Source organism: Microbacterium hominis (assembly GCF_013282805.1).
In the GTDB taxonomy this organism is placed as follows: domain Bacteria; phylum Actinomycetota; class Actinomycetes; order Actinomycetales; family Microbacteriaceae; genus Microbacterium; species Microbacterium hominis_B.
On record NZ_CP054038.1, the window covers coordinates 3,535,046 to 3,555,889 of the forward strand.

21 protein-coding genes are annotated in these 20,844 nt (G+C 72.4%); 7 read left to right on the plus strand and 14 right to left on the minus strand.

What is annotated here, in order from left to right:
• Nucleotides 1–6 precede the first annotated feature (6 nt).
• From ddaH to HQM25_RS15835, 4 genes are all read right to left on the minus strand, one after another.
• Entirely contained in the window at nt 7–885 is an 879-nt protein-coding gene (ddaH, locus tag HQM25_RS15820; protein WP_172991098.1) for a dimethylargininase, read from the minus strand.
• Nucleotides 886–1,347: 462 nt separating this feature from the next.
• On the minus strand, nt 1,348–2,376 hold the full coding sequence (locus HQM25_RS15825; RefSeq protein WP_172991099.1) for an NAD(P)-dependent alcohol dehydrogenase: 1,029 nt from the start codon (nt 2,374–2,376) through the stop codon (nt 1,348–1,350).
• 1 nt (nt 2,377) lies between these two features.
• Entirely contained in the window at nt 2,378–2,593 is a 216-nt protein-coding gene (locus HQM25_RS15830) for a helix-turn-helix transcriptional regulator (RefSeq protein ID WP_172991100.1), read from the minus strand.
• Nucleotides 2,593–3,039, minus strand: a complete 447-nt coding sequence (locus HQM25_RS15835) for a hypothetical protein (RefSeq protein ID WP_254359410.1) — start codon at nt 3,037–3,039, stop codon at nt 2,593–2,595. Before HQM25_RS15835 ends, HQM25_RS15830 begins: the two co-directional genes overlap by 1 nt.
• 164 nt (nt 3,040–3,203) lie before the next feature.
• Here HQM25_RS15835 and HQM25_RS15840 point away from each other — a divergent pair, with 164 nt between their 5' ends.
• A complete protein-coding gene (locus HQM25_RS15840) occupies nt 3,204–4,049 on the plus strand; it encodes a PIG-L deacetylase family protein (RefSeq protein WP_172991101.1) in 846 nt (281 codons plus the stop codon).
• A gap of 195 nt (nt 4,050–4,244) precedes the next feature.
• On the opposite strand, the gene HQM25_RS15845 is transcribed toward HQM25_RS15840, so the two are convergent.
• The 3 genes from HQM25_RS15845 to HQM25_RS15855 form a co-directional block, all read right to left on the minus strand.
• A complete protein-coding gene (locus HQM25_RS15845; protein ID WP_172991102.1) occupies nt 4,245–8,009 on the minus strand; it encodes a proline dehydrogenase family protein in 3,765 nt (1,254 codons plus the stop codon).
• Between the two features lie 25 nt (nt 8,010–8,034).
• Nucleotides 8,035–8,622, minus strand: a complete 588-nt coding sequence (locus HQM25_RS15850) for a hypothetical protein (protein ID WP_172991103.1) — start codon at nt 8,620–8,622, stop codon at nt 8,035–8,037.
• A 127-nt stretch (nt 8,623–8,749) separates the two neighbouring features.
• Entirely contained in the window at nt 8,750–9,310 is a 561-nt protein-coding gene (locus tag HQM25_RS15855) for an acyl-CoA thioesterase (protein WP_172991104.1), read from the minus strand.
• A gap of 166 nt (nt 9,311–9,476) precedes the next feature.
• Here HQM25_RS15855 and HQM25_RS15860 point away from each other — a divergent pair, with 166 nt between their 5' ends.
• Together HQM25_RS15860 and cofE are read left to right on the plus strand one after the other, a co-directional pair.
• The gene (locus tag HQM25_RS15860) at nt 9,477–9,983 is read left to right on the plus strand and encodes a GNAT family N-acetyltransferase (protein ID WP_172991105.1); all 507 of its coding nucleotides are present in this window, start codon (nt 9,477–9,479) and stop codon (nt 9,981–9,983) included.
• Between the two features lie 2 nt (nt 9,984–9,985).
• Nucleotides 9,986–10,792, plus strand: a complete 807-nt coding sequence (cofE, locus tag HQM25_RS15865; protein ID WP_172991106.1) for a coenzyme F420-0:L-glutamate ligase — start codon at nt 9,986–9,988, stop codon at nt 10,790–10,792.
• An 11-nt stretch (nt 10,793–10,803) separates the two neighbouring features.
• Here cofE and HQM25_RS15870 read toward each other — a convergent pair whose 3' ends face one another.
• The 6 genes from HQM25_RS15870 to HQM25_RS15895 form a co-directional block, all read right to left on the minus strand.
• A complete protein-coding gene (locus HQM25_RS15870; RefSeq protein ID WP_172991107.1) occupies nt 10,804–11,685 on the minus strand; it encodes a hypothetical protein in 882 nt (293 codons plus the stop codon).
• On the minus strand, nt 11,682–12,359 hold the full coding sequence (locus HQM25_RS15875) for a response regulator (protein ID WP_172991108.1): 678 nt from the start codon (nt 12,357–12,359) through the stop codon (nt 11,682–11,684). The genes HQM25_RS15870 and HQM25_RS15875 overlap by 4 nt, the downstream gene beginning before the upstream one ends.
• Entirely contained in the window at nt 12,347–13,609 is a 1,263-nt protein-coding gene (locus HQM25_RS15880; protein WP_172991109.1) for a sensor histidine kinase, read from the minus strand. The genes HQM25_RS15875 and HQM25_RS15880 overlap by 13 nt, the downstream gene beginning before the upstream one ends.
• 249 nt (nt 13,610–13,858) lie before the next feature.
• On the minus strand, nt 13,859–15,532 hold the full coding sequence (locus HQM25_RS15885) for a cytochrome b/b6 domain-containing protein (protein ID WP_172991110.1): 1,674 nt from the start codon (nt 15,530–15,532) through the stop codon (nt 13,859–13,861).
• 5 nt (nt 15,533–15,537) lie between these two features.
• Complete coding sequence (locus HQM25_RS15890; RefSeq protein WP_172991111.1) at nt 15,538–16,509, minus strand: electron transfer flavoprotein subunit alpha/FixB family protein; 972 nt, start codon at nt 16,507–16,509, stop codon at nt 15,538–15,540.
• A gap of 10 nt (nt 16,510–16,519) precedes the next feature.
• A complete protein-coding gene (locus HQM25_RS15895; RefSeq protein ID WP_172991112.1) occupies nt 16,520–17,296 on the minus strand; it encodes an electron transfer flavoprotein subunit beta/FixA family protein in 777 nt (258 codons plus the stop codon).
• A gap of 73 nt (nt 17,297–17,369) precedes the next feature.
• Here HQM25_RS15895 and HQM25_RS15900 point away from each other — a divergent pair, with 73 nt between their 5' ends.
• Entirely contained in the window at nt 17,370–17,906 is a 537-nt protein-coding gene (locus tag HQM25_RS15900; RefSeq protein ID WP_172991113.1) for a MarR family winged helix-turn-helix transcriptional regulator, read from the plus strand.
• Nucleotides 17,907–17,927: 21 nt separating this feature from the next.
• On the opposite strand, the gene HQM25_RS15905 is transcribed toward HQM25_RS15900, so the two are convergent.
• Complete coding sequence (locus tag HQM25_RS15905; RefSeq protein WP_172991114.1) at nt 17,928–18,704, minus strand: enoyl-CoA hydratase; 777 nt, start codon at nt 18,702–18,704, stop codon at nt 17,928–17,930.
• A 142-nt stretch (nt 18,705–18,846) separates the two neighbouring features.
• Between HQM25_RS15905 and HQM25_RS15910 the strand changes: the two genes are divergently transcribed.
• Genes HQM25_RS15910 through HQM25_RS15920 form a run of 3 tightly spaced genes read left to right on the plus strand, consistent with a single transcriptional unit; the run spans nt 18,847 to nt 20,774 of the window.
• Nucleotides 18,847–19,134, plus strand: coding sequence for a WXG100 family type VII secretion target (locus HQM25_RS15910; RefSeq protein ID WP_172991115.1), 288 nt, complete (start codon nt 18,847–18,849; stop codon nt 19,132–19,134).
• A gap of 18 nt (nt 19,135–19,152) precedes the next feature.
• Complete coding sequence (locus HQM25_RS15915) at nt 19,153–19,446, plus strand: hypothetical protein (RefSeq protein ID WP_172991116.1); 294 nt, start codon at nt 19,153–19,155, stop codon at nt 19,444–19,446.
• Nucleotides 19,446–20,774, plus strand: a complete 1,329-nt coding sequence (locus HQM25_RS15920; protein ID WP_172991117.1) for a hypothetical protein — start codon at nt 19,446–19,448, stop codon at nt 20,772–20,774. Before HQM25_RS15915 ends, HQM25_RS15920 begins: the two co-directional genes overlap by 1 nt.
• Nucleotides 20,775–20,844 lie beyond the last annotated feature (70 nt).

The window sequence follows — 20,844 nt, forward strand, 5'->3', positions numbered from 1 at the left end:
TTCCCTTCAGCGTCGGAGTTCGAGCGTGCAGCACTTGATGCCGCCGCCGCCGAGCAGCAGCTCGGACAGGTCGACCAGCACCGGGTTGTAGCCGCGCTCGCGCAGCTGGGCCTCGAAGCCCCGCGCCCGCGGCGAGATGATGACGTTGAGCCCGTCGCTCGACGAGTTGAGGCCGAACACGGCGCCGTCCTCGTCGGAGACGCGGATCGCGTCGGGGTAGCGCTCGGCGAGGATCGCCTGGCTGCGCTCGTCGAACGCGTGCTCGAGGTAGGCGATGTTCGCCCGTTCCACGCCGCCCGGGCCTTGAACCGGGTCGAGCACCGAGATCGCGGTGTCGAGGTGGTAGAACCGCGGGTCCACGAGATTCAGGCTCACGACCTCCTTGCCGAACACCTCGGCGAGCTCACGGTGGCTGTCACCGGTGGAGCGGAAGCCGGTCCCCGCGAGGATCGCGTCGCCCACGAGCAGGAAGTCGCCCTCGCCCTCGTTGGTCTCCACCGGGTCGGCGACCCGGAACCCGTTGTCGCGGAACCAGTCCATGAACGCAGGTCCCTCGGGCTGGCGCTCCGCGAAGCGGAACTTCGCGCCGTAGGCGACGCCGTCGATGAGGAAGCCGCCGTTGGCGGTGTAGACCATGTCGGGAAGCCCCGGGATCGGGTCGATGAGGTGCACGTCATGGCCGAGCGCGATGTACGTGTCGTGCAGCTTCTGCCACTGAGCGACGGCCTTGGCCGTGTCGGTCGGGTTCGATGGGTGCATCCACGGGTTGATCGTGTAGCTGACCGTGAAGTGCTCCGGGCGGCACATCAGGTACGAGCGGTGTTGCTGGATGCGAGTGCTCGCGACCGTCGGCTCGGTCGCGGGCGCGGTGTTCTGCGTGGACATTCGGCTCCTTCGGAAGGGGCGGCGGACGCTGTCCAGAGGCTCGGCGGGGCTGTGGAAGCCGGCATTCCGAGCACGCCGGAGCCATTCTCTCACGGCCCCCGCGCGACGCCGGGGTGCACGCCGCGTTCGTGGGGCGCGTCGCGCGGGCTGCGGGGCGTGGATGCCGCAGAAACCGCCCCACGAACTCCGGGGCAGCCCTACGAACCCCGGGACACCTCGCTCGTGGGGCGCTTCGCGTGGCCTACGGGGCGTGGATGCCGCACCAACCGCCCCACGAACCCACGGGCACCCCCACGAACCCCGGGGCACCCCGTTCTTGGGGCGCGTCGCGCGGGGTGCGGGGCGTGGATGCCGCACCAACCGCCCCACGAACCCACGGGCACCCCGTTCGTGGGGCGCGTCGCGCGGGCTGCGGGGCGTGAATGCCGCAGAAACCGCCCCACGAACCCCGGTGCGGGAGCGCTAGGAGACCGTGACCACGACCTTCCCGGCGGAGCGGCCGCTGTCGACGTGCGCGAGGGCGGCGCCGGCCTCGGCGAGCGGCCAGGTCCTCTCGATCACGGGGGCGAGCGAGCCGTTGTCGGCGAGCGCGACCAGGCGCTCGAGCACCGCGGTGTCGGCGCTCGCCGCGAGCGCGGTGAGCGTGCGCTTCGACCCGATCCCGCGCACGGCGGCACCGGCGATGCGGCCGAGCGGCCCCCAGAAGCGGTCGCCCTCCCCCGAGACCAGCACCACGCGGCCGCCCTCGCGCACGAGCCCGAGCAGCACGCCGAGGGGCGCGGTGCCGGCGATGTCGACGACGACGTCGTAGGCGCCCGCGGGCAGGGCCGCGGCATCCACCTTCCGGTAGTCGAACGTGCGCGAGGCGCCGAGGCTCCGCACGAGCTCGTCGTTCGCGGCGCCGCACGTCGCGTGCACCTCCGCGCCGCGCAGCCGGGCCAGCTGCACCGCGAACGTGCCGACGCCTCCGGTCGCGCGCAGCACGAGCACGCGATCGCCGTCGGTCACGCCGACGCGCTCCAGCGCCTGCCAGGCGGTGACCGCGCTCACCGGCAGCGTGGCCGCGACCACCGGGTCGAGCCCGGGCGGCCGCCGCACCAGCCGGGCGGCGGGCGAGACCGCGTACTCGGCGAGTCCGCCGCCGAGGCCCACCTCTCCCAGCACTTCGTCGCCGACCGCGAGGCCCGCCACCTCGGGGCCGAGGCCGACGACGGTGCCGGCGACCTCGATCCCGCGCACCGGGTTCTTCGGGCGGCGAAGGCCGAAGGCGACGCGGGCCACGAGCGGCTCGCCGCGCATGAGCTTCACGTCGCCCGCGGCGAGCGCCGTCGCCCGCACCCGCAGGAGAACCTCTCCGCGCCCGGGCTGCGGCACCTCGACGCGCGCCGCCGACATCGTCTCGGGTCCGCCGTAGGCGCTCTGGCGCCACGCGGTCATCGTGGCCGGGAGGCCGGGTTCGGCATCCACCGTCTTCTCGTCATGGGTGGTCATGTCAGTCCTCCGGGTACTGGAAGAGGTCGTCGAGCCCGACGCCGAACGCGCGGGCGAGCTGGAAGGCGAGTTCGAGGGTGGGCGAGTACTTCCCCTGTTCGATCGCGATGAGGGTCTGGCGGGTGACGCCGACCTGACGGGCGAGCTCGGCCTGGGTGATGCCGACCTCTTCGCGCACGGCGCGCAGCGAGTTGGTGACGCGGGTGGGCTTGACCATCAGACGAGCCCCCGCCGGTAGGCGATGACGCTCGCGGTGCCGCCGATGATCGACGACGCCGCGAAGCCGTAGAACATGGTGTTGGCGATCCAGAACCAGTCGGCCTGGAAGGCGCACTCGACGATCACCCCGAGTCCGGCGATGACCAGGAACGCCTGCCCGACCCGGCTCGACATGGCGGCGATGTCGCCGTCGCGCTGGTCGCTGCGGCCGACGCCGTCGGGGTCGCGCATGCCGGCGAAGATGCCCCACAGGATGCTGACGACGATGGATGCCGCGATGCTGAGCCCGATCGTCCAGAGCATGATCGGCACCCAGTCGACGTCTTCCACCGAGCCGCCCGCGGCCTGCGGCAGCACGATCACGGTGTAGACGACCATGCCGATCGTGCTCACGATGAGCCCGGCCCAGATGTTGCGCTCCTCGTAGACCACGACGACCTCCAAGTGTCTAGAATCTTTGACATCGACGACGGTACGCCGGGTGCGGCATCCATGTCAAGGATTCTTTACATTCGTTCCCCGACCGACGTTCGGCTTAGGATGCTTCGACCGTCGGCGCCGACGGTCCGGTCACCCGAAGACCGCAGCATCACCCCCGGAGTCCCCTCATGCGCAAGCGCTGGATCGCGCTCATCGTCGTCGCGTCCGTCCTTCTCGTCGCCGTGGCCGGCGCGTACTGGGCCGGCCGCAGCCTCTTCCACATGCCCACCGCCCGCGGCGTCGACTCGATCGTCGGCGAGCTCGACGGCGAGCGCGTACTCGGCGTGTTCGCGCACCCCGACGACGAGCAGACCGTCAACGGCCTGTTCTGGCGGGCCAAGAACGACGACGGCGCGTACACCGCCATGATCACCGCCACCAAGGGCGAGGCCGGCCACCAGGTGCCGGTGGTCGCGCGCCAGAGCGACCTCGGGATCGTGCGCGAGGCCGAGGCGCTGAAGAACAGCTACCACCTGGGGGTCGACGAGCACGAGGTCTGGGACTTCCCCGACGGCGGCGTGCCCGAGGCCGACGAGCAGGAGCTCGTCGACCGCGTCGTGGACGTCATGCAGCGCGTGGAGCCGGACGTGGTCGTGGCCTTCTGGCCCGCCTCCGGCGCGACCGGCCACAAGGACCACAGGGAGATGGGCCGCATCACCGAGCTCGCGATCGCGCAGGTCGCCGCGGCGGGCGGCTCCTACGCGGGGCCGGAGCACCTCGTGTACACGATCAGCCCCACGACCGCGCTGGAGCTGTTCGGCGGCGAGGCCGGCGCCTTCGTCACGGCCAACCAGCCCGACCCCGAGTACGCGATGAGCGCCGAGACGGGCAAGAAGCTCGACGGCTGGAAGATCCACGCTTCCCAGGAGAACTACCTGCAGGCGGCGTACTACCTCCCCGCGTGGCTCGTGTATCTGCTCTGGGACCAGGAGTTCTACCACGTGCGCGATCTCACGGCCGACCCGCTGGGCTGACCCTGCCGGAGCGCGGCCGCGTCGCGGCACCCCGACCCCACGACCGCGCCAGGTTCCGGCATCCGCGCCACATCGCGGCATCCGCGCCACATCGCGGCGCCCCGACCCCACGACCGCGCCAGGTTGCGGCATCCGCGCCATCGATCGGTGCAGCGGATGCCGCAAACTGCCGCGCACGCGTGACCGGACCCCCGGTCAGATGACCTCGGCGCTCCAGTCGTCGGGGTTGCCGAAGCGGTGGGCGGTGATCGTGATCGACTGCTCGTGCAGGAACGGGAGCAGCTCGAGCCGGCCGGCCGTGGTCACCTCGTTGTCGTAGACGGCGACGTCGGGGTCGCCGTCGATCGCCTCGGCGAGAGCGCGGTGCAGCACCCCCGTCGATGCGGCGGGCCCGACCAGGCGCACCCGCCCCGGGCGTGGCGCACCGTCGGCGCCGCCCCGCATCCGCACGAGCCACTCGTCGTCGGTCTCGATGAACACCGGGATGCCGAACTCGCCGAGCACGCGCCGCACGCCGCCCGGGATCCCGACGGGCAGGCTCAGCACCATCTCCGACCCGGTGCGAAGGCCGGCGAGGATCACGCGCAGGAGCGCCTGCCACGCGGCATCCCCCGTCGCCCGCACCATCACGGGCAGCGGCCGGTACCGCAGGAGGTTGCGCTCGAGCCCGAGGCGCGACACGTCGCGCACCTGGCCGAACTCGCGGTTCCACGCGATCGCGTCGGACAGCGCTCCCCGGCGCAGCCACTCGAACGCCTCGTAGTCCAGCGAGGGCTGGGCGGCCTCGATGAGCTGGGTGATGCGCGAGTCGAGGCCGCGCAGGTGCAGCGTCGGCGACCCGCTGCCGCCCGCGCTCGGCCGCCAGGATCCCAGGCCGACGAGGTAGTTCGGGCCGCCAACCTTGGCGCCGGGCCCGACCGACGAGCGCTTCCAGCCCCCGAACGGCTGGCGCTGCACGATCGCCCCGGTGATCCCACGGTTGACGTAGAGGTTCCCCGCCTCCACCTCGTCGAGCCACAGCGCGAGGTCGTCGGGGCTCTGCGTGTGCAGGCCCGCCGTGAGTCCGTAGGCGACCGCGTTCTGCATCTCGATCGCCTGCGCGAGCGACGAGGCGTGCATGATGCCGAGCACCGGCCCGAAGAACTCCTCCCGATGGAACCTCGACCCGGCGCGCACGCCGACGCGCACCCCGGGGGTCCAGAGCCTCCCGGCGAGGCCGGTTGCGGCATCCACCTCCCGCGGCTCGAGAAGCCACTGCTCGTCCTCGTCGAGCGTCGTGAGCGCCCACTCGAGCTTGCCCTGCGGCACCTCGACGACCGGGCCGACCTCGGCGCGCGGATCGGTGGGCGCCGCGACCTGCAGCGAGGCGACCGCGTCGACGAGCTGCCGCGCGAAACGCCGCGAGCGCCCGACGGGACCGACGAGGATCGCGAGCGACGCCGCCGAGCACTTCTGCCCGGCGTGCCCGAAGGCGCTCTTCACGAGATCGGCCACGGCGAGGTCGAGGTCGGCGGTGGGCGCGATGATCATGGCGTTCTTGCCGCTGGTCTCGGCCAGCAGCGGCAGGTCGGGGCGCCAGGAGCGGAAGAGGGCGGCCGTGTCCCACGATCCGGTGAGGATCACACGGTCGACATCGGGGTGGGCGATCAGGCGCTGCCCGAGCGACCCCTCGTCGATGTCGACGAGGGCGAGCACCTCGCGCGGCACCCCCGCCTCCCACAGCGCCTCCGCGACGACGGCCGCGCAGCGGCGCGCCTGCGGGGCCGGCTTGAAGACGACGCCGGAGCCTGCGGCGAGCGCAGCCAGCACACCCCCGGCCGGGATCGCGACCGGGAAGTTCCACGGCGGTGTCACCACGGTCAGCCGGGCCGGCTCGAACACCGCTCCGCTCACGCGGTCGAGCTCGCGCGCGGTGGCGGCGTAGTAGTTCGCGAAGTCCACCGCCTCGCTCACCTCGACGTCGGCCTCGGCGAAGACCTTGCCCGTCTCGGAGGCGGCGACCTCGATGAGCAGCCCGCGGCGCTGCTCGAGCATCCGCGCCGCCGACTGCAGCGCCTCGGCACGCTCGGCGGCCGGGCGTGCTCCCCACCGGGCGCCCGCCTCGCGCACCCGCGCGACGACCCGTTCGAGCTCCTCGGCGTCGTCGATGCGGGCTGCGGCGATGGCCGCGTCTCCCGCCGTCGATCCCTCGATGCGGCCCAGGATCCCGCGCGCCCAGGCGCGCCCCGGCGCCAGCGCGGGGTCGGAATCGGCCGTGTTCGCGAACCCGGGTGCGCCCGACGCCCGCGTCCCCGACTCCCGCGGCGCGAACACCGCGGTCTCCACGTAGGCGTCGCCGCCGAACAGCTGCTCCTCGACCGACGGCACGATCGGAGCGGTCTCGCCAGGATCGTCGGGAGAGTGGATGCCGCGCCCGCCGGCATCCCCCCGTCCTTCGCCCTTCGCGGAGCGCGCGATGTCGAGCACGACCTGGGTGAGCCCCGCGTCGACCATCGACCCGGCGGCGGGCGACGGCGGCGCGGCGGGCGCGGCCTGCGCACCGGGCGCCCCGGGCGCGGCATCCCGCACCTGCACCCGGTTCGGTCCGGTCGCCAGCGACGGGTCCGCCGCGCGCGCGAGTGAGGCGAGGAACCGGTCGCGCTCCCGCGCGAACAGCGTCGGTTCGTCGGCGAGGTCGAACGCCGCCGAGAGGAAGTTCTCGCTCGAGGCGTTCTCCTCGAGCCGGCGCACGAGGTAGCTGATGGCGACGTCGAACTCCTCGGGAGCCACCACGGGCACATACAGCAGCACGTGGCCGACCTCGCGCGCCACCGCGGCCACCTGGCCCTGGGCCATGCCGAGGAGCATCTCGAACTCCACGTCGCCGCTGGCCCCGCGCTCGCCGGCGAGCAGCCACGCGTGGGCGATGTCGAACAGGTTGTGACCGGCGACGCCCACCCGCACCGCGGCCGTGCTCTCCGGCCGCAGCGCGAGGTCGAGGCAGCGCAGATAGTTCGCGTCGGTGTCGAGCTTCGTGTCGTAGGTCGCAAGGCTCCACCCGTGCAGGGCGGCGTCGACGTGCTCCATCGCCAGGTTCGCGCCCTTGACCAGGCGCACCTTGATGCGGGCGCCGCCGGAGTCCACCCGCTCGCGCGCCCACGCCGTGAGCTGCTCGAGGGCGGGCAGCGCGTCGGGCAGGTAGGCCTGCAGCACGATGCCGGCCTCGAGGTCCTGCAGGCGCTCGTCGGAGAGCAGCCGCGTGAAGACCGCGATGGTCAGGTCGAGGTCGCGGTACTCCTCCATGTCGAGGTTGATGAACGTCTGCGTCGCCCCCGTGTCGGCGCCGGAGCCCGCCGCCGTGAGATACAGCGGCAGCAGCCGTGCGACGACCTCCTCGACGACCTCGTCGAACGCCCACGGCCAGATGCGGCCGGCGATGGCGGATACCTTCACCGAGACGTAGTCCACGTCGCTGCGGCGGATGAGATCGTGGATGCCGTCGAGCCGGCGCCTCGCCTCCTGATCGCCGAGCACCGCTTCGCCGAGCAGGTTGAGGTTGAGACGCGCGCCGCTCTCCCGGATCTTCGCGAGAGCGGGGCCGAGCCGGTCGGGGCGCGCGTCGACGATGAGGTGGCCGACCATCTCCCGCAGCACGCGCCGCGCGATCGGCACGACCGGGGTCGGCAGCACGGGCGCCACCGCTCCGCCCGCGCGGACGGCGGCCCGCAGGTACCAGGGCAGGAACTCCGGCACCAGCGGGGCCACCCGGCGCAGCCGCGATGCCGCGGCGGTCAGGCTCTCCGGCCGCAGCACTCCGTCGACGAACCCGATCGTGAACGGCAGTCCGTCGTCGTCCTTGAGCACTCCCGCGAGCCGCTCGGCGGCGGGATCGGACTCGACCTGCGCCGCCTCCTGGATCCAGCGCTTCGCGAGCGCGATCGTCTCATCGGCCCTCGCCCCTGCACCCTCTTCGCCCGCCACCCCTCCAGGGTGCCAGGCGCCGGGGTCATGCGCGGGAGTCCACTCCGTCACCGCGGCGCTCCGTGACGCGAGGCTCCTGCGGGTCTCCGTCCGCGCGGCGCTCGATCACCGGCTCGGCCGCGGGGTCGGCATCGGCGCGGCGTTCGACGACCGGCTCGGCCGCCGGCTCGGCCGCTGCGTCGTCTTCGGCGGCGCGACGCGTCGCGCGGCGGGTGCCGTCGCCGTCGGCGACGACGTCGGGATCGATCTCATCGGCCTTGCGCAGCGCCTCCTCCTGCTCGGAGCGGTGGGATGCCGCCGCCTCGAGCGGCTCGTCCACCTGGTCGGCGCGTCGCTGAGCCTCGGCCGTGGCCTGGGCGGCACGCGCCCGCGCCTGCTCGGCGGCAGCCGCCGCGGAGGCCGCATCGGCGCGCACCTGGGCGGCCTCGGCCTCCCGCTCCCGCGCGGCGATCTCGGATTCGCGCGCCTGGGCGCGCAGCTCCTCGGCGCGCTCCCGCTGGGCTTCGGCGCGCCGCCGGCGGCGGCCCTTCGACGTGAGGACCAGCGTGACGACGACGATCACCGCCACCACGACCAGGCCGACGATGATCCAGATGAGTGCGGTGGTGTCCATGCTCACCCTTTCGCTCCGGGCGCCACCGGGTCGCGGCGCCATGCAGGCCACGCAACCGCACCGTCCTGGGAACGGCCTACCCCATTGCGCGCCGCTCATCCCTGCGCTATGGCGCCGGCGCTCGCGCTCAGCGCCAGATGCTCGGCGCGTCCGCCTTCGTCGAGGGGAGGGCCGACGCGGCCGCCCACTCGTGCACCCACGGCTCCACGTCGGGGAGGTCGTCGGGGCGCCCGACCGCGGCGAACAGCTCCTCGTGGCTCACGATGCCGCCCGCGCGCTTGAGGAAGCGGGCCCGCACGATCATCTCGGTGTAGACCTCGCCGTCCACCACCGCGCGATGCATGAGGTACACCGACTTGTCGTCGTGGCCGAGCAGGCGCGACTCGATGGTGAACCGCTGCCAGAGCTCCAGCGACTTGCGGAACGTGATCGTCGAACTCGCCACCACGGCGTACCACCCGCGCGTGGTGAGGGCATCCCACATGCCGGTGCGGATGAGGAGGTCGAACCGGCCGAGGTCGAACAGCGATCCGTACCGGCCGTTGTTCATGTGGCCGAGCAGATCGATGTCGGTGGGAAGCGTGCGCACCCGCAGGCGCCCCACGGTCAGCGGCGGGACCGTGCCGTGGCGCCGGAGCAGCACACGCGCACGGAGGATGACCAGGAGGGTGCGCCAGATCACGTTCACGAGGCGTGATGTTAGTGAATCCGCGAGCGATGCGCGCAATGCTTTGTCGGTCTCCCACATACTCGCCGCGCATCGCGCCGCGCCGGGTCCGGCATCCGTTCCTCCGCCGTTCACCCCGTCGTCACCCGATTTCGCGTCGCGGGAGCGCGAGCGTAGAGTCTGCGCCATGGAAGCCGAAACCCAGACCGACATCGTCGTCCGTCCGGTGCGCGACGTCGATGCAGAAGCTCTCGGACGCGTCCACGCCACCTGCTGGCACGAGACGTACGACCACCTCATCAGCAAGGCCGCCCTCGAGAAGGTCTCCCCCCGGCGCCTCGCCGAACTGTGGACGCACTGGGCCGTGCAGGGCCCCGAGTTCAAGATGTTCGCCGCCCTCGCCGACGGCGAGATCATCGGCTTCGCAGGCTCCGGCCCCGCGCGGGACCGCGACGCGCCCCGCAATCGCGAGCTCTACTTCATCTACCTGCTCGACGCGCACCACGGCACCGGCACCGGCCAGAAGCTGTTCGACGCGGTCGTGGAGGCCGACGAGCCGCTGTACCTGTGGGTCGCCGACGACAACCCGCGCGCCCACCGCTTCTACTCCCGCAACGGATTCGCCCTCGACGGCGCCTCGCACACGGAGCCCTTCCTCGGTGAGACCCTCACCGAGGTGCGGTTCGTCCGCTGACGGTGCTGCAGGTCTGGGCGCTGCCGGGGCTGCCGGAGGTGTCCGCCGGCGACGACCTCGTCGCCCAGATCCTGCAGGGGGTGGATGCCGCGCGCGGCGCGCACGGCGACGATGCCGCCCTGCGCGACGGCGACATCGTGGTGGTCACCTCGAAGATCGTCTCGAAGGCCGAGGGGCGCATGCTGCGCGCCGACGACCGTGAGGACGCGATCACGGCCGAGACGGTGCGGCTCGTCGCCGCGCGCACCGGCCCGTCGGGCCATACGACGCGCATCGTGCAGAATCGCCTCGGGATCGTGGCCGCCGCCGCCGGGGTCGACGCCTCGAACACACCAAACGGCACGGTGCTGCTGCTGCCGGAGGACCCCGACGCCTCTGCCCGTGCCCTCGCGGCCGGGCTTCGTTCGGGCACCGGCGCACGGGTGGGCGTGCTCGTGACCGACACGCTCGGCCGCGCCTGGCGCGAGGGGCAGATCGATCAGGCGATCGGCTCCGCCGGAGTGCACGTGTTCGAGGACCTGCGCGGGCAGACCGACGCCGAGGGTCGCGAGCTCGTGGTCACGATGCCCTGCGTCGCCGACGAGATCGCCGCCGCCGCCGACCTCGTGAAGGGCAAGGCGGCGCGGCTGCCGGTGGCGGTGGTGCGCGGGCGCGCCGACCTGGTCGGCGACCTCGATCTGCCCGGTGCGCGGACGATCGTGCGCGCGCTCGAGCGCGACATGTTCCGCCGGGGTGCCGACGAGGCCTACGCCGACGGATACGCCGAAGGGCGTGCCGCCGCGGTTCGCGACGACACGCCCTCCGTCTGAGGCGCGCGCTCTCAGCGCGAGCGCAGAACGATCTCCCCGGCCGACAGCGAGGCCTCCACGGTGCTCTGCGCCCCCGGGCTCTCGTCGAGCCTGCTGTCGAAGTCGCCCGCGGACACCTCGGCGTCCACGTCGTACCGCCCATCGGGAACGGTGAGCCGGAGCGACCCGGCGCTGACGTCGAGCACCAGTGCGTCCGGCTGGTCGCCGGTGAGCTCGCCCTCGATGGAGCCGGCGCTCACCTGCAGGTCGGCCACTCGCACGTCTGCGAGGTCGAGCACCGCGCCGCCGGCGCTGACCTCGACCTCGAGCGCGTCAGCCGAACCGGACACGCGGGCCTCGCCGGCGCTCACGCCCAACGCCACCTCGCGGAAGTCGCCGTCGACCTCGATGCTGCCCGCGGACAGCGTCAGGTCGACGTCCGACCCGGCGAACGACTCCGGCAGGCGCAGCACGGCATCCCCGGCTCCGCCCGTCCACCAGCCGCCTGCGAAGTCGATCTCCGGCGAGGCGACCACGAGCGTGTCGCCACGCGTCTCGAGCGTCCACTCGCCCCAGCCCCACGGGCGGGTGACGTCGAGCTCGGCCTGCGAGACGTCCGCGAACTCGACGCGCAGCGATCCCGCCGCGACATCGGCATCGAGGATGGCTGCCTCGCCCACCGCGACCGCCTGCGACGAGGTCCGCACGCTGGCGGCGGCGACGGTGGAGAGCACCGCCGAACCTGCCGCCCCGACCAGGAGCACCCCGCCGAGCGCGATCGTGAGGATCGAGACCACCTTCGCGGCCCCGGACGATCCGGTCGGCGTCGGTGCGGGCCCCGATGCCGGGGGCGTCGGCGGCGACGGGGGCGGCGCCTGCGGGGGAAGCGGAGGGGGTGTGAGTGTGGTGTTCATCGGTTCGTTCCCTGCTGCGGCTGGGTGCCGCCGTGTTCGATGTGGGCGAGTGCGGCGAGCACCCGTCGGTTGCCGGATTCGTCCTGCTCGAGATCGAGCTTCTGGAACACGGCGGTGATGTGCTTCTCGACGCTCCCCTCCGAGACGTGGAGCGTCTTGGCGATGGCCTGGTTCGAGCGGCCTTCGGCGATGAGTGCGAGGACGGATGCCTCGCGGGCGGTGAGCCGCTGCATCCGCTCGTCGCGGCGGCGCCGGCCGAGCAGCTGGGCCACGACCTCGGGGTCGAGCACCGTGGCTCCGGATCCGATGCGCTCGATCGCCTCGAGGAAGTCGGCGACGTCGGCGACGCGGTCCTTCAGCAGGTAGCCGAGGGCGCCCTCACTCGCCGCGATGAGGTCGGAGGCGTAGCGCTCCTCGACGTACTGGGAGAGCACGAGCAGCGGCAGCGCGGGGCTGCTCGCCCGCAGCTCGAGCGCCGCGCGGATGCCCTCGTCGGTCCAGGTCGGCGGCAGCCGCACATCGAGGATGCACAGGTCGGGCCGTTCGGCCTCGACCGCGTCGGCCAATCCGGTCGCATCGGGCAGCTCGGCCGCGATGGAGTGGCCGGCGTCTTCGAGCAGTCGCACGAGCCCGGCGCGCAGGAGTGCCGAGTCCTCGCAGATCAGGATGCGCATGGGATGCTCACCTCCACGGTGGTCGGGCCCCCGTTGGGGCTGTCGATGCGGGCCTCGCCGCCGGCGGCGGCGATGCGATTGCGGATGCCGTCGAGGCCGCCGCCGGGCACGACCTGCGCCCCGCCGACGCCGTTGTCCTCGACGCGGGCCCACAGCACCCCGGTGTCGCGCAGCCGCACGAGCACGCGCACCTCGGAGGCGCGGGAGTGCTTGGCGGCGTTGGTGAGCGCCTCGGCGATCGCGAAGTACGCGGCCGTCTCGGTCTCGCGGGTGCAGCGTCCGTCGAGTCGCACGTCGAGGCCCACCGGGATCACGGAGCGGGCGGCGAGCGCCGACAGCGCGGCGTCGAGGCCGCGGTCGTCGAGCACCGAGGTGTGGATGCCGCGCGCGAGCTGGCGCAGCTCGGTGATGGCCGCCTTGGTCGAGGTGTGCGCCTCGCCGATCAGCTGCTTGGCCGCCTCGGGATCGGTGTCGATCTTCTGCTGGGCCATGCCGAGCGTCATTCCGACGGAGACGAGGCGGGGCTGGACGCCGTCGTGCAGGTCGCGCTCGATGCGCGTGCGCTCGACGTCGGCGGCACGGACGGCGCCGGCGTGCTGGTAGCTCGAGGTGCGCGCGGCCTCGGCCAGCTGCGCCTCCCGCGAGGGGACCATGATGGCTCGCGAGAGCACCCCGTGAAGCACCGCGAGACCCACGAGGGCGGCGGCGGCCAGGAGTGCGGCGAGGATGCCGACGGGCACGGCCCAGGCGACGGGCACCTCGACGACCGTGCGCGCGAGGTGCACGGTGCCCTCGGCGGCGAACAGCGGCGCGAACGCCAGCACGACGCCCGACCCCACGATCCCGGCCAGGGTCAGGACGATCCAGCCCAGCACGGTCGCGATCGCGGCGCTGGCGAACCCCCGCCACGCGAACGGGTCGATCGTCTGCAGCCAGAGCGTGCGGAGGAAGCCGCCGAAGCCGGGCCGGCCGCTGCGACGCAGCCGGTGCGGCGGGATGCCGAAGCCGTAGAGTCCGTCGACGCGGGCCGCCTCGAGCCAGCCGAGGGCGAAGATGCCGTAGACGAAGGCGAGGAGGAAGAGGAGGCCCACTCCCAGCAGCGGCAGGAGCCCGACGCCGAGCCCGAGGAAGGTGATGAGGACGCTGAAGACGACGGGACCCACGACGCCGAGCGCCGCCATGTGGGCGAGGGCGCCGAGGATGCGAAGGGGCGAATTCACCGATGCGGTGACAGGAGGAGCTGTGGACATGCCTCCAAGTTAGGACCGCGCCTCGCCGCGCGCCCCTGAGCAATCCGCCCGATTCTCTTCGGGTTATCCCCCGGTGCGCCCGCTGCTGCGCTGTCGCAATCGGCGGCTAGGAGCGCACTTTGCGACAGCGGAGCGGCGGAGGTCAGCGGCCACTGACCTTGCCGTGTCTCGATACGGCTGCTTCGCGGCCTACTCGACAACCGTGTCTCGATACGGCTGCTTCGCTGCCTACTCGACAACCGTGTCGCGTCAGCGGCCGCTGACCTTGCCGAACAATCGGGCGATGGGGGCGATGACCAGAGGACGGGCGGCGACCCACGCGGCGATGATCACCAGGATCGACACGGAGAAAATCCAGAAGCCCACCCAGTTGTCCGCATACGCGTTCGGGTCGACGGAGCCCTGCGCCGCGTACATGTGGTTGAGGTTGCGCAGCGCCCCGGTCGCGAACACGAGCACGACGTGCACGAAGATGAACAGCACGAAGTACAGCATCACGGGGAAGTGCACGGCACGCGCCCACTCCACCGGGTACGCCTTGTTCAGGCCCTTCGCGTTCTTCGGCCACACCCCCGACATCCGCACCCCCGTGATCGCGGCGAGCGGTGCGGCGATGAACACGGTCGTGAAGTAGGCGATCTGCTGGAGCGAGTTGTAGTTCACCCAGCCGTTCTCGGTCGGCCAGTCCAGCGACACGTACTGCAGCGCGGCGCTGAGCGCATTGGGGATGACCTCCCAGCTGGTGGGGATGATCCGCATCCACTGGCCGCTGACGAACAGCAGCACGATGAACACCACGCCGTTGACCAGCCACAGCACGTCGAGCGCCTGGTGGAACCACATCGTGAGGCTGATCTTGCCCTTGGGGTTGTTGCGGGGCGTCCAGAACGCCGTCGGCCGCTTCTCGCTGCGGATGCGCAGGCCCGAGCGGATGATCAGCACCATCAGGAAGACGTTGAAGAAATGCTGCCAGCCCAGCCACGCGGGGAATCCGACCGGAGCACCCTCGGGCAGGTGGTACTCGCCGGGGTAGGTCGCCAGGAAGTCCTGCATGAACTCCAGGCTCAGGAACCACCGCACGAACGCGACGGCCATGCCCGCGGCGATGAGCAGGGCCGCGCCGAGCACGATCGTCGCGCCGGCCCACTGCCCCTTCGTGAACGGGCCGATCCGCTGCGGTTCGGGCGCCGGCGCCGGGCGCGTGCGCGCGTGCGCGCCGGGCCAGACGGTGCGGGTGAACGCCAGCGGCGTGCTGTAGTCCTTCGCGGGCACCGCCGGTGCGGCGGGGGCGGCCACCTCGGCGGCGACCGCCACGGGAGCCGCCTCGGCCGCGGGAGCTGCGGCCTCGTCGGTGATCGCAGCACCCGGCGCGAACCCGGCGGGCGGCCAGGGCTCGCCACCGGACACGCGCGGCAGGCCGCGTCGCAGCGGCACCGCGTCGACGGCGGGCGCCGGCGCGGGGGCGGATGCCGGAGCGGGGGCGGATGCCGGAGCGGGGGTGGATGCCGGAGCGGGGGTGGATGCCGCGGCCGGCGCGCTCGCGACGGCAGCGGGGACCGCGGCGGCAGGCTCCGGTGATGCGGCGGGTGCGGCGGCGGGTGCGTCGGAGAAGGAGGCGGGCGGCCACGGCTCCCCGCCCGGAACGCGGGGCAGACCGCGGCGGACCGCACGCGGCACGCCCGTCGCGGCGGCGGCGACAGCCGCCGTGGCTGCGACGGCCGGAGCGGTCGCGACCTCCGCGGGGGCCGCTGGCGCCGCCTCCGCGGGGGCGGTGGGCGCGGCATCCACCGGCACCGGCGCCGAGGTCGGAGCATCGCCGTTCGGCGGTGCGACCTCGACCGGGGCCTCGCCGGCTGCGGGCCAGGGCTCTCCTCCGGCGACGCGCGGCAGGCCGCGGCGCACCGTGCTGCCGTACGTCGCCATCGCGGTTACGCCTTCTTCTTCGCCTCGAGCGCAGCGATGAGCTGCGGCACGACCGTGAACAGGTCTCCGACCACGCCGAAGTCGGCGATCTCGAAGATGGGGGCGTCGCCGTCCTTGTTGATCGCGACGATCGTCTTGGCCGTCTGCATGCCGGCCTTGTGCTGGATCGCGCCCGAGATGCCGAGCGCGACATACAGCTGCGGCGACACCGAGACGCCGGTCTGGCCGACCTGGTACGACTGCGGCACGTAGCCGGCGTCGACGGCGGCGCGCGAGGCGCCGACGGCGGCGCCGAGCGCATCGGCGAGCTGGTCGACGAGCTCGAACTTCTCCCCGGAGCCCAGGCCCCGGCCACCCGAGACGACCTTGGCCGCGCCACGCAGCTCAGGACGCGACGACGAGACGACGGCCTCCTCGACGGCGCCGACGGTGGCGGCCTTGCGTCCGGAGGCCTCCACCTCGAGCTTCTCGACGACCGGGGTGGCGACCGCCTCGGCGCGGGCGTCGATCGAGCCCTGTCGCACTGTGATCACCGGGGCGCCGAAGGTGGCGGCCGCGCTCACGTTGTACGCGCCGCCGTACACCGAGTGCTGGGCGACCACGCCCTCGTCGTCGCGCACGACGCCGACGGCGTCGACGCACAGCGCCGAGCGGGTGCGCGCGGCGAATCGGGCGGCGGCCTCACGGCCCTCGACCGAGTGCGAGGCGAGCACGGCATCGGGCCGCACGAGCGCCGCGGCGGCGGCGAGCGCGTCGGCCACCGGCACGACGAGCCCCTCCCCGGGGGCGGCGACCAGCACCGTCCCCGCGCCCAGCGCGGCAGCGGCCTCGGCGAGGCCGTCGGCATCGGAGACGACGAGGGCCACCGGGGTGCCCACGGTCGACGCGGCGCCCAGGAGGCCTGCCGCCGATGCCGCGAGCGTGCCCGACGGGGTCACATCGAGCAGAACAAGAATCGCGTCCTCTGCGAACGTCATCGCACCCACCTCACGCCAGCCGGTTCTCGATGAGGAAGTCCGCGAGCTTCTCGCCCGCGTCGCCCTCGTCGACGATCTTCACGCCCGCCTCGCGCGGGGGCTTCTCGCCGATGGTGATCATGATCGACCGCGCGGCGGCCGGGTCGTCGGCGGCGACCTCGAGGTCGGCCAGCGACAGGGTCTCGAACGGCTTCTTCTTGGCCGCCATGATGCCCTTGAAGTTCGGGAAGCGCGCGTCGGGAAGGCGCTCGGTGATCGAGATCACCGCCGGGAACTCCGCGGTGACCGTGGCCGTGCCGCCGTCGGTGGCCCGCTCGCCCGACACCGAGCCCTCGCCGATCTCGACCGCGTTGAGCATGGTGGCCGCCGGCACATCGAGGATCTCGGCGATCATCGCGGGGATCACCCCGCCGGTGCCGTCGGTGGAGAGGTTGCCCGCGATCGCGAGGTCGAATCCGATGCGCTTCAGTGCCGCGGCGAGCACCTCTGCCGTCAGCCCCAGGTCGGCGCCGAGCAGCGCCTCATCGACCACCTGCACGGCGGAGGCCGCACCCATCGCCAGGCCCTTGCGCACGGTGGCGGTCGCCGCCTCGGAGGCCATCGTGAGCACGACGACCTCGGTGCCGGCGTTCTTGTCGGCGTACGAGAGAGCGACTTCGAGGGCGCGCTCGCCGATCTCGTCGATGACGCGATCGTTCGCGTCGCGGTCGGCGAGGCCGGTCTCGAGGCTCAGCTTCCGGTCACCGTAGGTGTCCGGAACCTCCTTCACCAGGACGACGATCTTCATTGGGTCTCCGCTCCTTCGACGCATCGAGTCTAAGGGTGCCGCTAGCGTGGTTTTCGCCAGATCGGAGGCATCCATGGCCCGGAACACCCCTCTCCCGATCGATCCGATCGCGGAGGCCAAGCGTCAGTGGGTCGATCACGGGTGGTCGGATGCCGCGGGCGGAATGACCCTGGTCACCTCGATCATGCGCGCCCACCAGCTGCTGCTGGCGCGCATCGACGCGACGCTCAAGCCGTTCGGCCTCTCATTCGCCCGCTACGAGATGCTGCGACTGCTCGCCTTCACCCGTCAGGGGAGGATGCCGATGGCCAGCGCCATCGCCCGCCTGCAGGTGCATCCGACCAGCGTCACCAACACCGTCGACCGTCTCGTGCGCGACGGGCTCGCCGCCCGCGAGCCCCATCCGGTCGACGGTCGCGCGGCGATGCTGGTGATCACCGGCACCGGGCGCAATCTCGTCGAGCGGGCGACGGCGGCGCTCAACACCAACGTGTTCGAGAGTCCGGGCCTGGCCGAAGCGGAGACCGCGGAGGTGGTGCGGCTGATCGCGCGTCTGCGCAAGGGCGCCGGCGACTTCGCCGACCCGCGCCCTCAGCCCGACCCGCTCTGACGGGCGCCACCGCCTCGCGGGTCAGCGGTGCGTGAACTCCGGCGCGCGCTTCTCGCGGAACGCGGCCATGCCCTCCTTCTGGTCGTCGGTGTCGAACAGCGCCGCGAACACGTGCTTCTCCAGGCGCAGCCCCTCGGCGAGCGGCGTCTCCATCGCGGCATCCAGCGTCGCCTTGGCGGCGTAGAGCGAGGGCAGGCTCTTCGACGCGATCGTGTCGGCCAGACGTGCCGCCTCGTCGAGCAGATCGGCGGCGAGCACCACGCGCGAGACGAGTCCCGAGCGCTCCGCCTCGGCGGCATCCATCATGCGCCCCGAGAGGATCAGCTCGGCGGCCTTGTAGTAGCCGACCGCGCGGATGAGCCGCTGCGAGCCACCCATGCCCGGGATCACGCCGAGGTTGATCTCGGGCTGGCCGAACTTCGCGGTGTCGGCGGCGAGGATGATGTCGCACATCATCGCCAGCTCGCACCCGCCGCCCAGCGCGTAGCCGGAGACCGCCGCGATGACGGGCGTGCGCACGGCGGCGAAGGTCGACCAGTCGCCGAAGTGGTCGTCCATGATCATGTCGCGGCCGGACTTCGCCTCCATCTCCTTGATGTCGGCGCCGGCGGCGAAGGCGCGGTCCGATCCGGTGACGACGATGGCGCCGATCCCCTCGTCGGCGTCGAAGGCGGATGCCGCGGCGGCGACCTCGCCGGCCACCCGAGCGTTCAGGGCGTTGAGCGCCTCGGGACGGTTCAGGGTGATCCAGCCGACGCGCCCGCGGGTCTCGACGAGGATCGTCTCGTACTCGGTCATCGAGGTCTCCGTTCCGGTCGCGTCCGGTGCGACCCCCTGCAGTTTTCCACATGGGGATTCCTCCCCATCGGGCTCGTCGCCCACTCCGGTTAGCCTGTTCGCGGGCCGGATCGGGCCCGGTGGATTCCGAAGGGACACGACAATGGCGGACTTCAAGGCGTCGTACGGCGAGATGGAAGCGATGGCGGGCAAGCTCGACTCCGGGCGCGAGGAGATCGGCGACACGCTGCGCCGCCTCAAGAGCGATGTCGACCGCCTGCTCGGCGACGACTTCAAGACCCAGCACGCCTCGGGTAAGTTCGGCGAGGGCTACACCGAGCTGACCACGGGCCTGGAGAAGGCCATCGAGGGCATCAGCGACATGGGCGAGTCCCTGCGCAAGATGATGCAGGCGATCAAGGACACCGACCAGGCCCTCGCCGGCAACTGATCCGGCGGGAGACGAGCCGTGGCCGGTGACCGAATCGACGTCGATCTCGACGATCTGCGTGAGATGAACGAGCGTCTCGGGCTGTTCGTGACCGAGTTCGAGGGGATCGGCGACGCCACCGACCGCGTGCAGGACGCCGTGGGCCGTCCCACCGGGGACGGGCGTCTGCGCGATCGCGTCGGCGACTTCGAGTCCGGGTGGGACGGCAACCGCGAGGTGATCCTCGAGTCCCTGCACAACGTGCACGAGCACATCACGGGGATCATCGACGGACTGAACGAGATCGACGTCGAGATGGCGAAGGACGGCTGATGGCTTTCGGATACGCGCTGCACTCCCCGAACCGGCACTTCCTGCTGCAGGGCATCGAGGGCAACCCCGGCCAGATCGAGTCGGCCGGCAACCACTACAGCAGCATCGGCGCCCAGATGGAGGAGACGGCCGTCGAGCTCGGCAAGCTCTCCTCCGCCGAGAAGTACAAGGCCGAGAGCCTCGATGCGGTGCGGGAGTCGGCGGGCGAGTTGCGCGGCGAGCTCGTGAAGGTCGCGAAGCGGTACACGAAGACAGGTCCCGTGCTGGTGACCTACGCCGAGAAGCTGCGCACCGCGCAGTCGGTCGTCGATCCGCTCGTGCCGAAGATCCAGACGGCGCACACCGCCCACGACGAGGCCCAGGCAGACCTCCGGCAGGCGCAGGGCGACGTCGACGACCTGACCCGCACCTGGTTCTGGGAGGACGAGCCGACCCAGGCCCAGCGCGACAGCGCGTCCCGCGCGCTCGGCGAGGCGCGCACCGCGGCGGGAACGGCGGAGACGAAGCTCGACGGGCTCTGGGAGTCGTTCGAGAGCGGCTACTCGGCGTGGGAGCAGGCGTACGACGACGCCGTCGACGGGGTGTCCGACGCCATCGACGCATCGGGCATCAACGACAGCTGGTGGGAGGACCTCCTCGACGGCATCGCGACGATCGCCACGTGGGTGGGAGCGATCGCCGTCGTGCTGGCGATCGTGATCGGCGGTCCGATCTTCCTGGTCATCGCCACGATCGCGGCCGTCGTGAGCCTCGCCGCGCACCTGATCATGATGGGCGCGGGATCCAAACGCGTCAGCTGGCTCGACATCGCGATCGATGTCGTCGCGGTCGCCCCCTTCATCGGCGCCTGGGCCAAGGGCGCTCTGGCCGGTCGCGGCGTCATGGCCTCGATGCGCGTGGCGGCGGGCGCCGGCGGCGCCTCCTCGCGCACGATCGCGGCGGGTCGAAACGCCGTCACCCGCGACCTCGCCTCCATCACGGGCGCCGGCCGCGGTGCGGGCAACCGGCTCGCCCGGGAGCTGCGCGCCACGGGACTCGCGGACGACTTCGTGCGTGGAGTGCAGGGCGCGTGGGGGCGCAACGCGTGGAACGCGATCCGCAGCGGCGGCGGCCGCTGGGATGGCATGGCCCTCACCATGTCGGAGCGCATGGCCACGGCGTGGCCGGGCGCGGGGCGTGCGAGTCACCGGTCCCTGAACTTCATCGCCGACAACGCCGCGCCGAGCCTCGGCGGCCAGGTCGTGAACGGCTGGAACTTCGCCTACGGCAACTACCAGGTGGTCCAGGAGGTCACCGGGCTCCCCGGCATCCCCGACCTCGCCCGCTGACCGCCCCGCAGGGGTCCCGCCCGCTCGCGACTAGAGTGGCTTGCGTCCCTCCCCAGACCCGGATCCCGCC

Excerpts from the sequence above, each read along its gene's own strand:
- HQM25_RS15920 (WP_172991117.1), top strand. The coding sequence starts at position 19,446 with ATGGCTTTCGGATACGCGCTGCACTCCCCGAACCGGCACTTCCTGCTG.
- HQM25_RS15900 (WP_172991113.1), top strand. The coding sequence starts at position 17,370 with ATGGCCCGGAACACCCCTCTCCCGATCGATCCGATCGCGGAGGCCAAG.
- HQM25_RS15825 (WP_172991099.1), bottom strand. The coding sequence starts at position 2,376 with ATGACCACCCATGACGAGAAGACGGTGGATGCCGAACCCGGCCTCCCG.
- HQM25_RS15905 (WP_172991114.1), bottom strand. The coding sequence starts at position 18,704 with ATGACCGAGTACGAGACGATCCTCGTCGAGACCCGCGGGCGCGTCGGC.
- HQM25_RS15870 (WP_172991107.1), bottom strand. The coding sequence starts at position 11,685 with ATGAACACCACACTCACACCCCCTCCGCTTCCCCCGCAGGCGCCGCCC.
- ddaH (WP_172991098.1), bottom strand. The coding sequence starts at position 885 with ATGTCCACGCAGAACACCGCGCCCGCGACCGAGCCGACGGTCGCGAGC.
- HQM25_RS15880 (WP_172991109.1), bottom strand. The coding sequence starts at position 13,609 with ATGTCCACAGCTCCTCCTGTCACCGCATCGGTGAATTCGCCCCTTCGC.
- HQM25_RS15860 (WP_172991105.1), top strand. The coding sequence starts at position 9,477 with ATGGAAGCCGAAACCCAGACCGACATCGTCGTCCGTCCGGTGCGCGAC.
- HQM25_RS15895 (WP_172991112.1), bottom strand. The coding sequence starts at position 17,296 with ATGAAGATCGTCGTCCTGGTGAAGGAGGTTCCGGACACCTACGGTGAC.
- HQM25_RS15840 (WP_172991101.1), top strand. The coding sequence starts at position 3,204 with ATGCGCAAGCGCTGGATCGCGCTCATCGTCGTCGCGTCCGTCCTTCTC.
- HQM25_RS15885 (WP_172991110.1), bottom strand. The coding sequence starts at position 15,532 with ATGGCGACGTACGGCAGCACGGTGCGCCGCGGCCTGCCGCGCGTCGCC.
- HQM25_RS15910 (WP_172991115.1), top strand. The coding sequence starts at position 18,847 with ATGGCGGACTTCAAGGCGTCGTACGGCGAGATGGAAGCGATGGCGGGC.
- HQM25_RS15830 (WP_172991100.1), bottom strand. The coding sequence starts at position 2,593 with ATGGTCAAGCCCACCCGCGTCACCAACTCGCTGCGCGCCGTGCGCGAA.
- HQM25_RS15875 (WP_172991108.1), bottom strand. The coding sequence starts at position 12,359 with ATGCGCATCCTGATCTGCGAGGACTCGGCACTCCTGCGCGCCGGGCTC.
- HQM25_RS15890 (WP_172991111.1), bottom strand. The coding sequence starts at position 16,509 with ATGACGTTCGCAGAGGACGCGATTCTTGTTCTGCTCGATGTGACCCCG.
- HQM25_RS15850 (WP_172991103.1), bottom strand. The coding sequence starts at position 8,622 with ATGGACACCACCGCACTCATCTGGATCATCGTCGGCCTGGTCGTGGTG.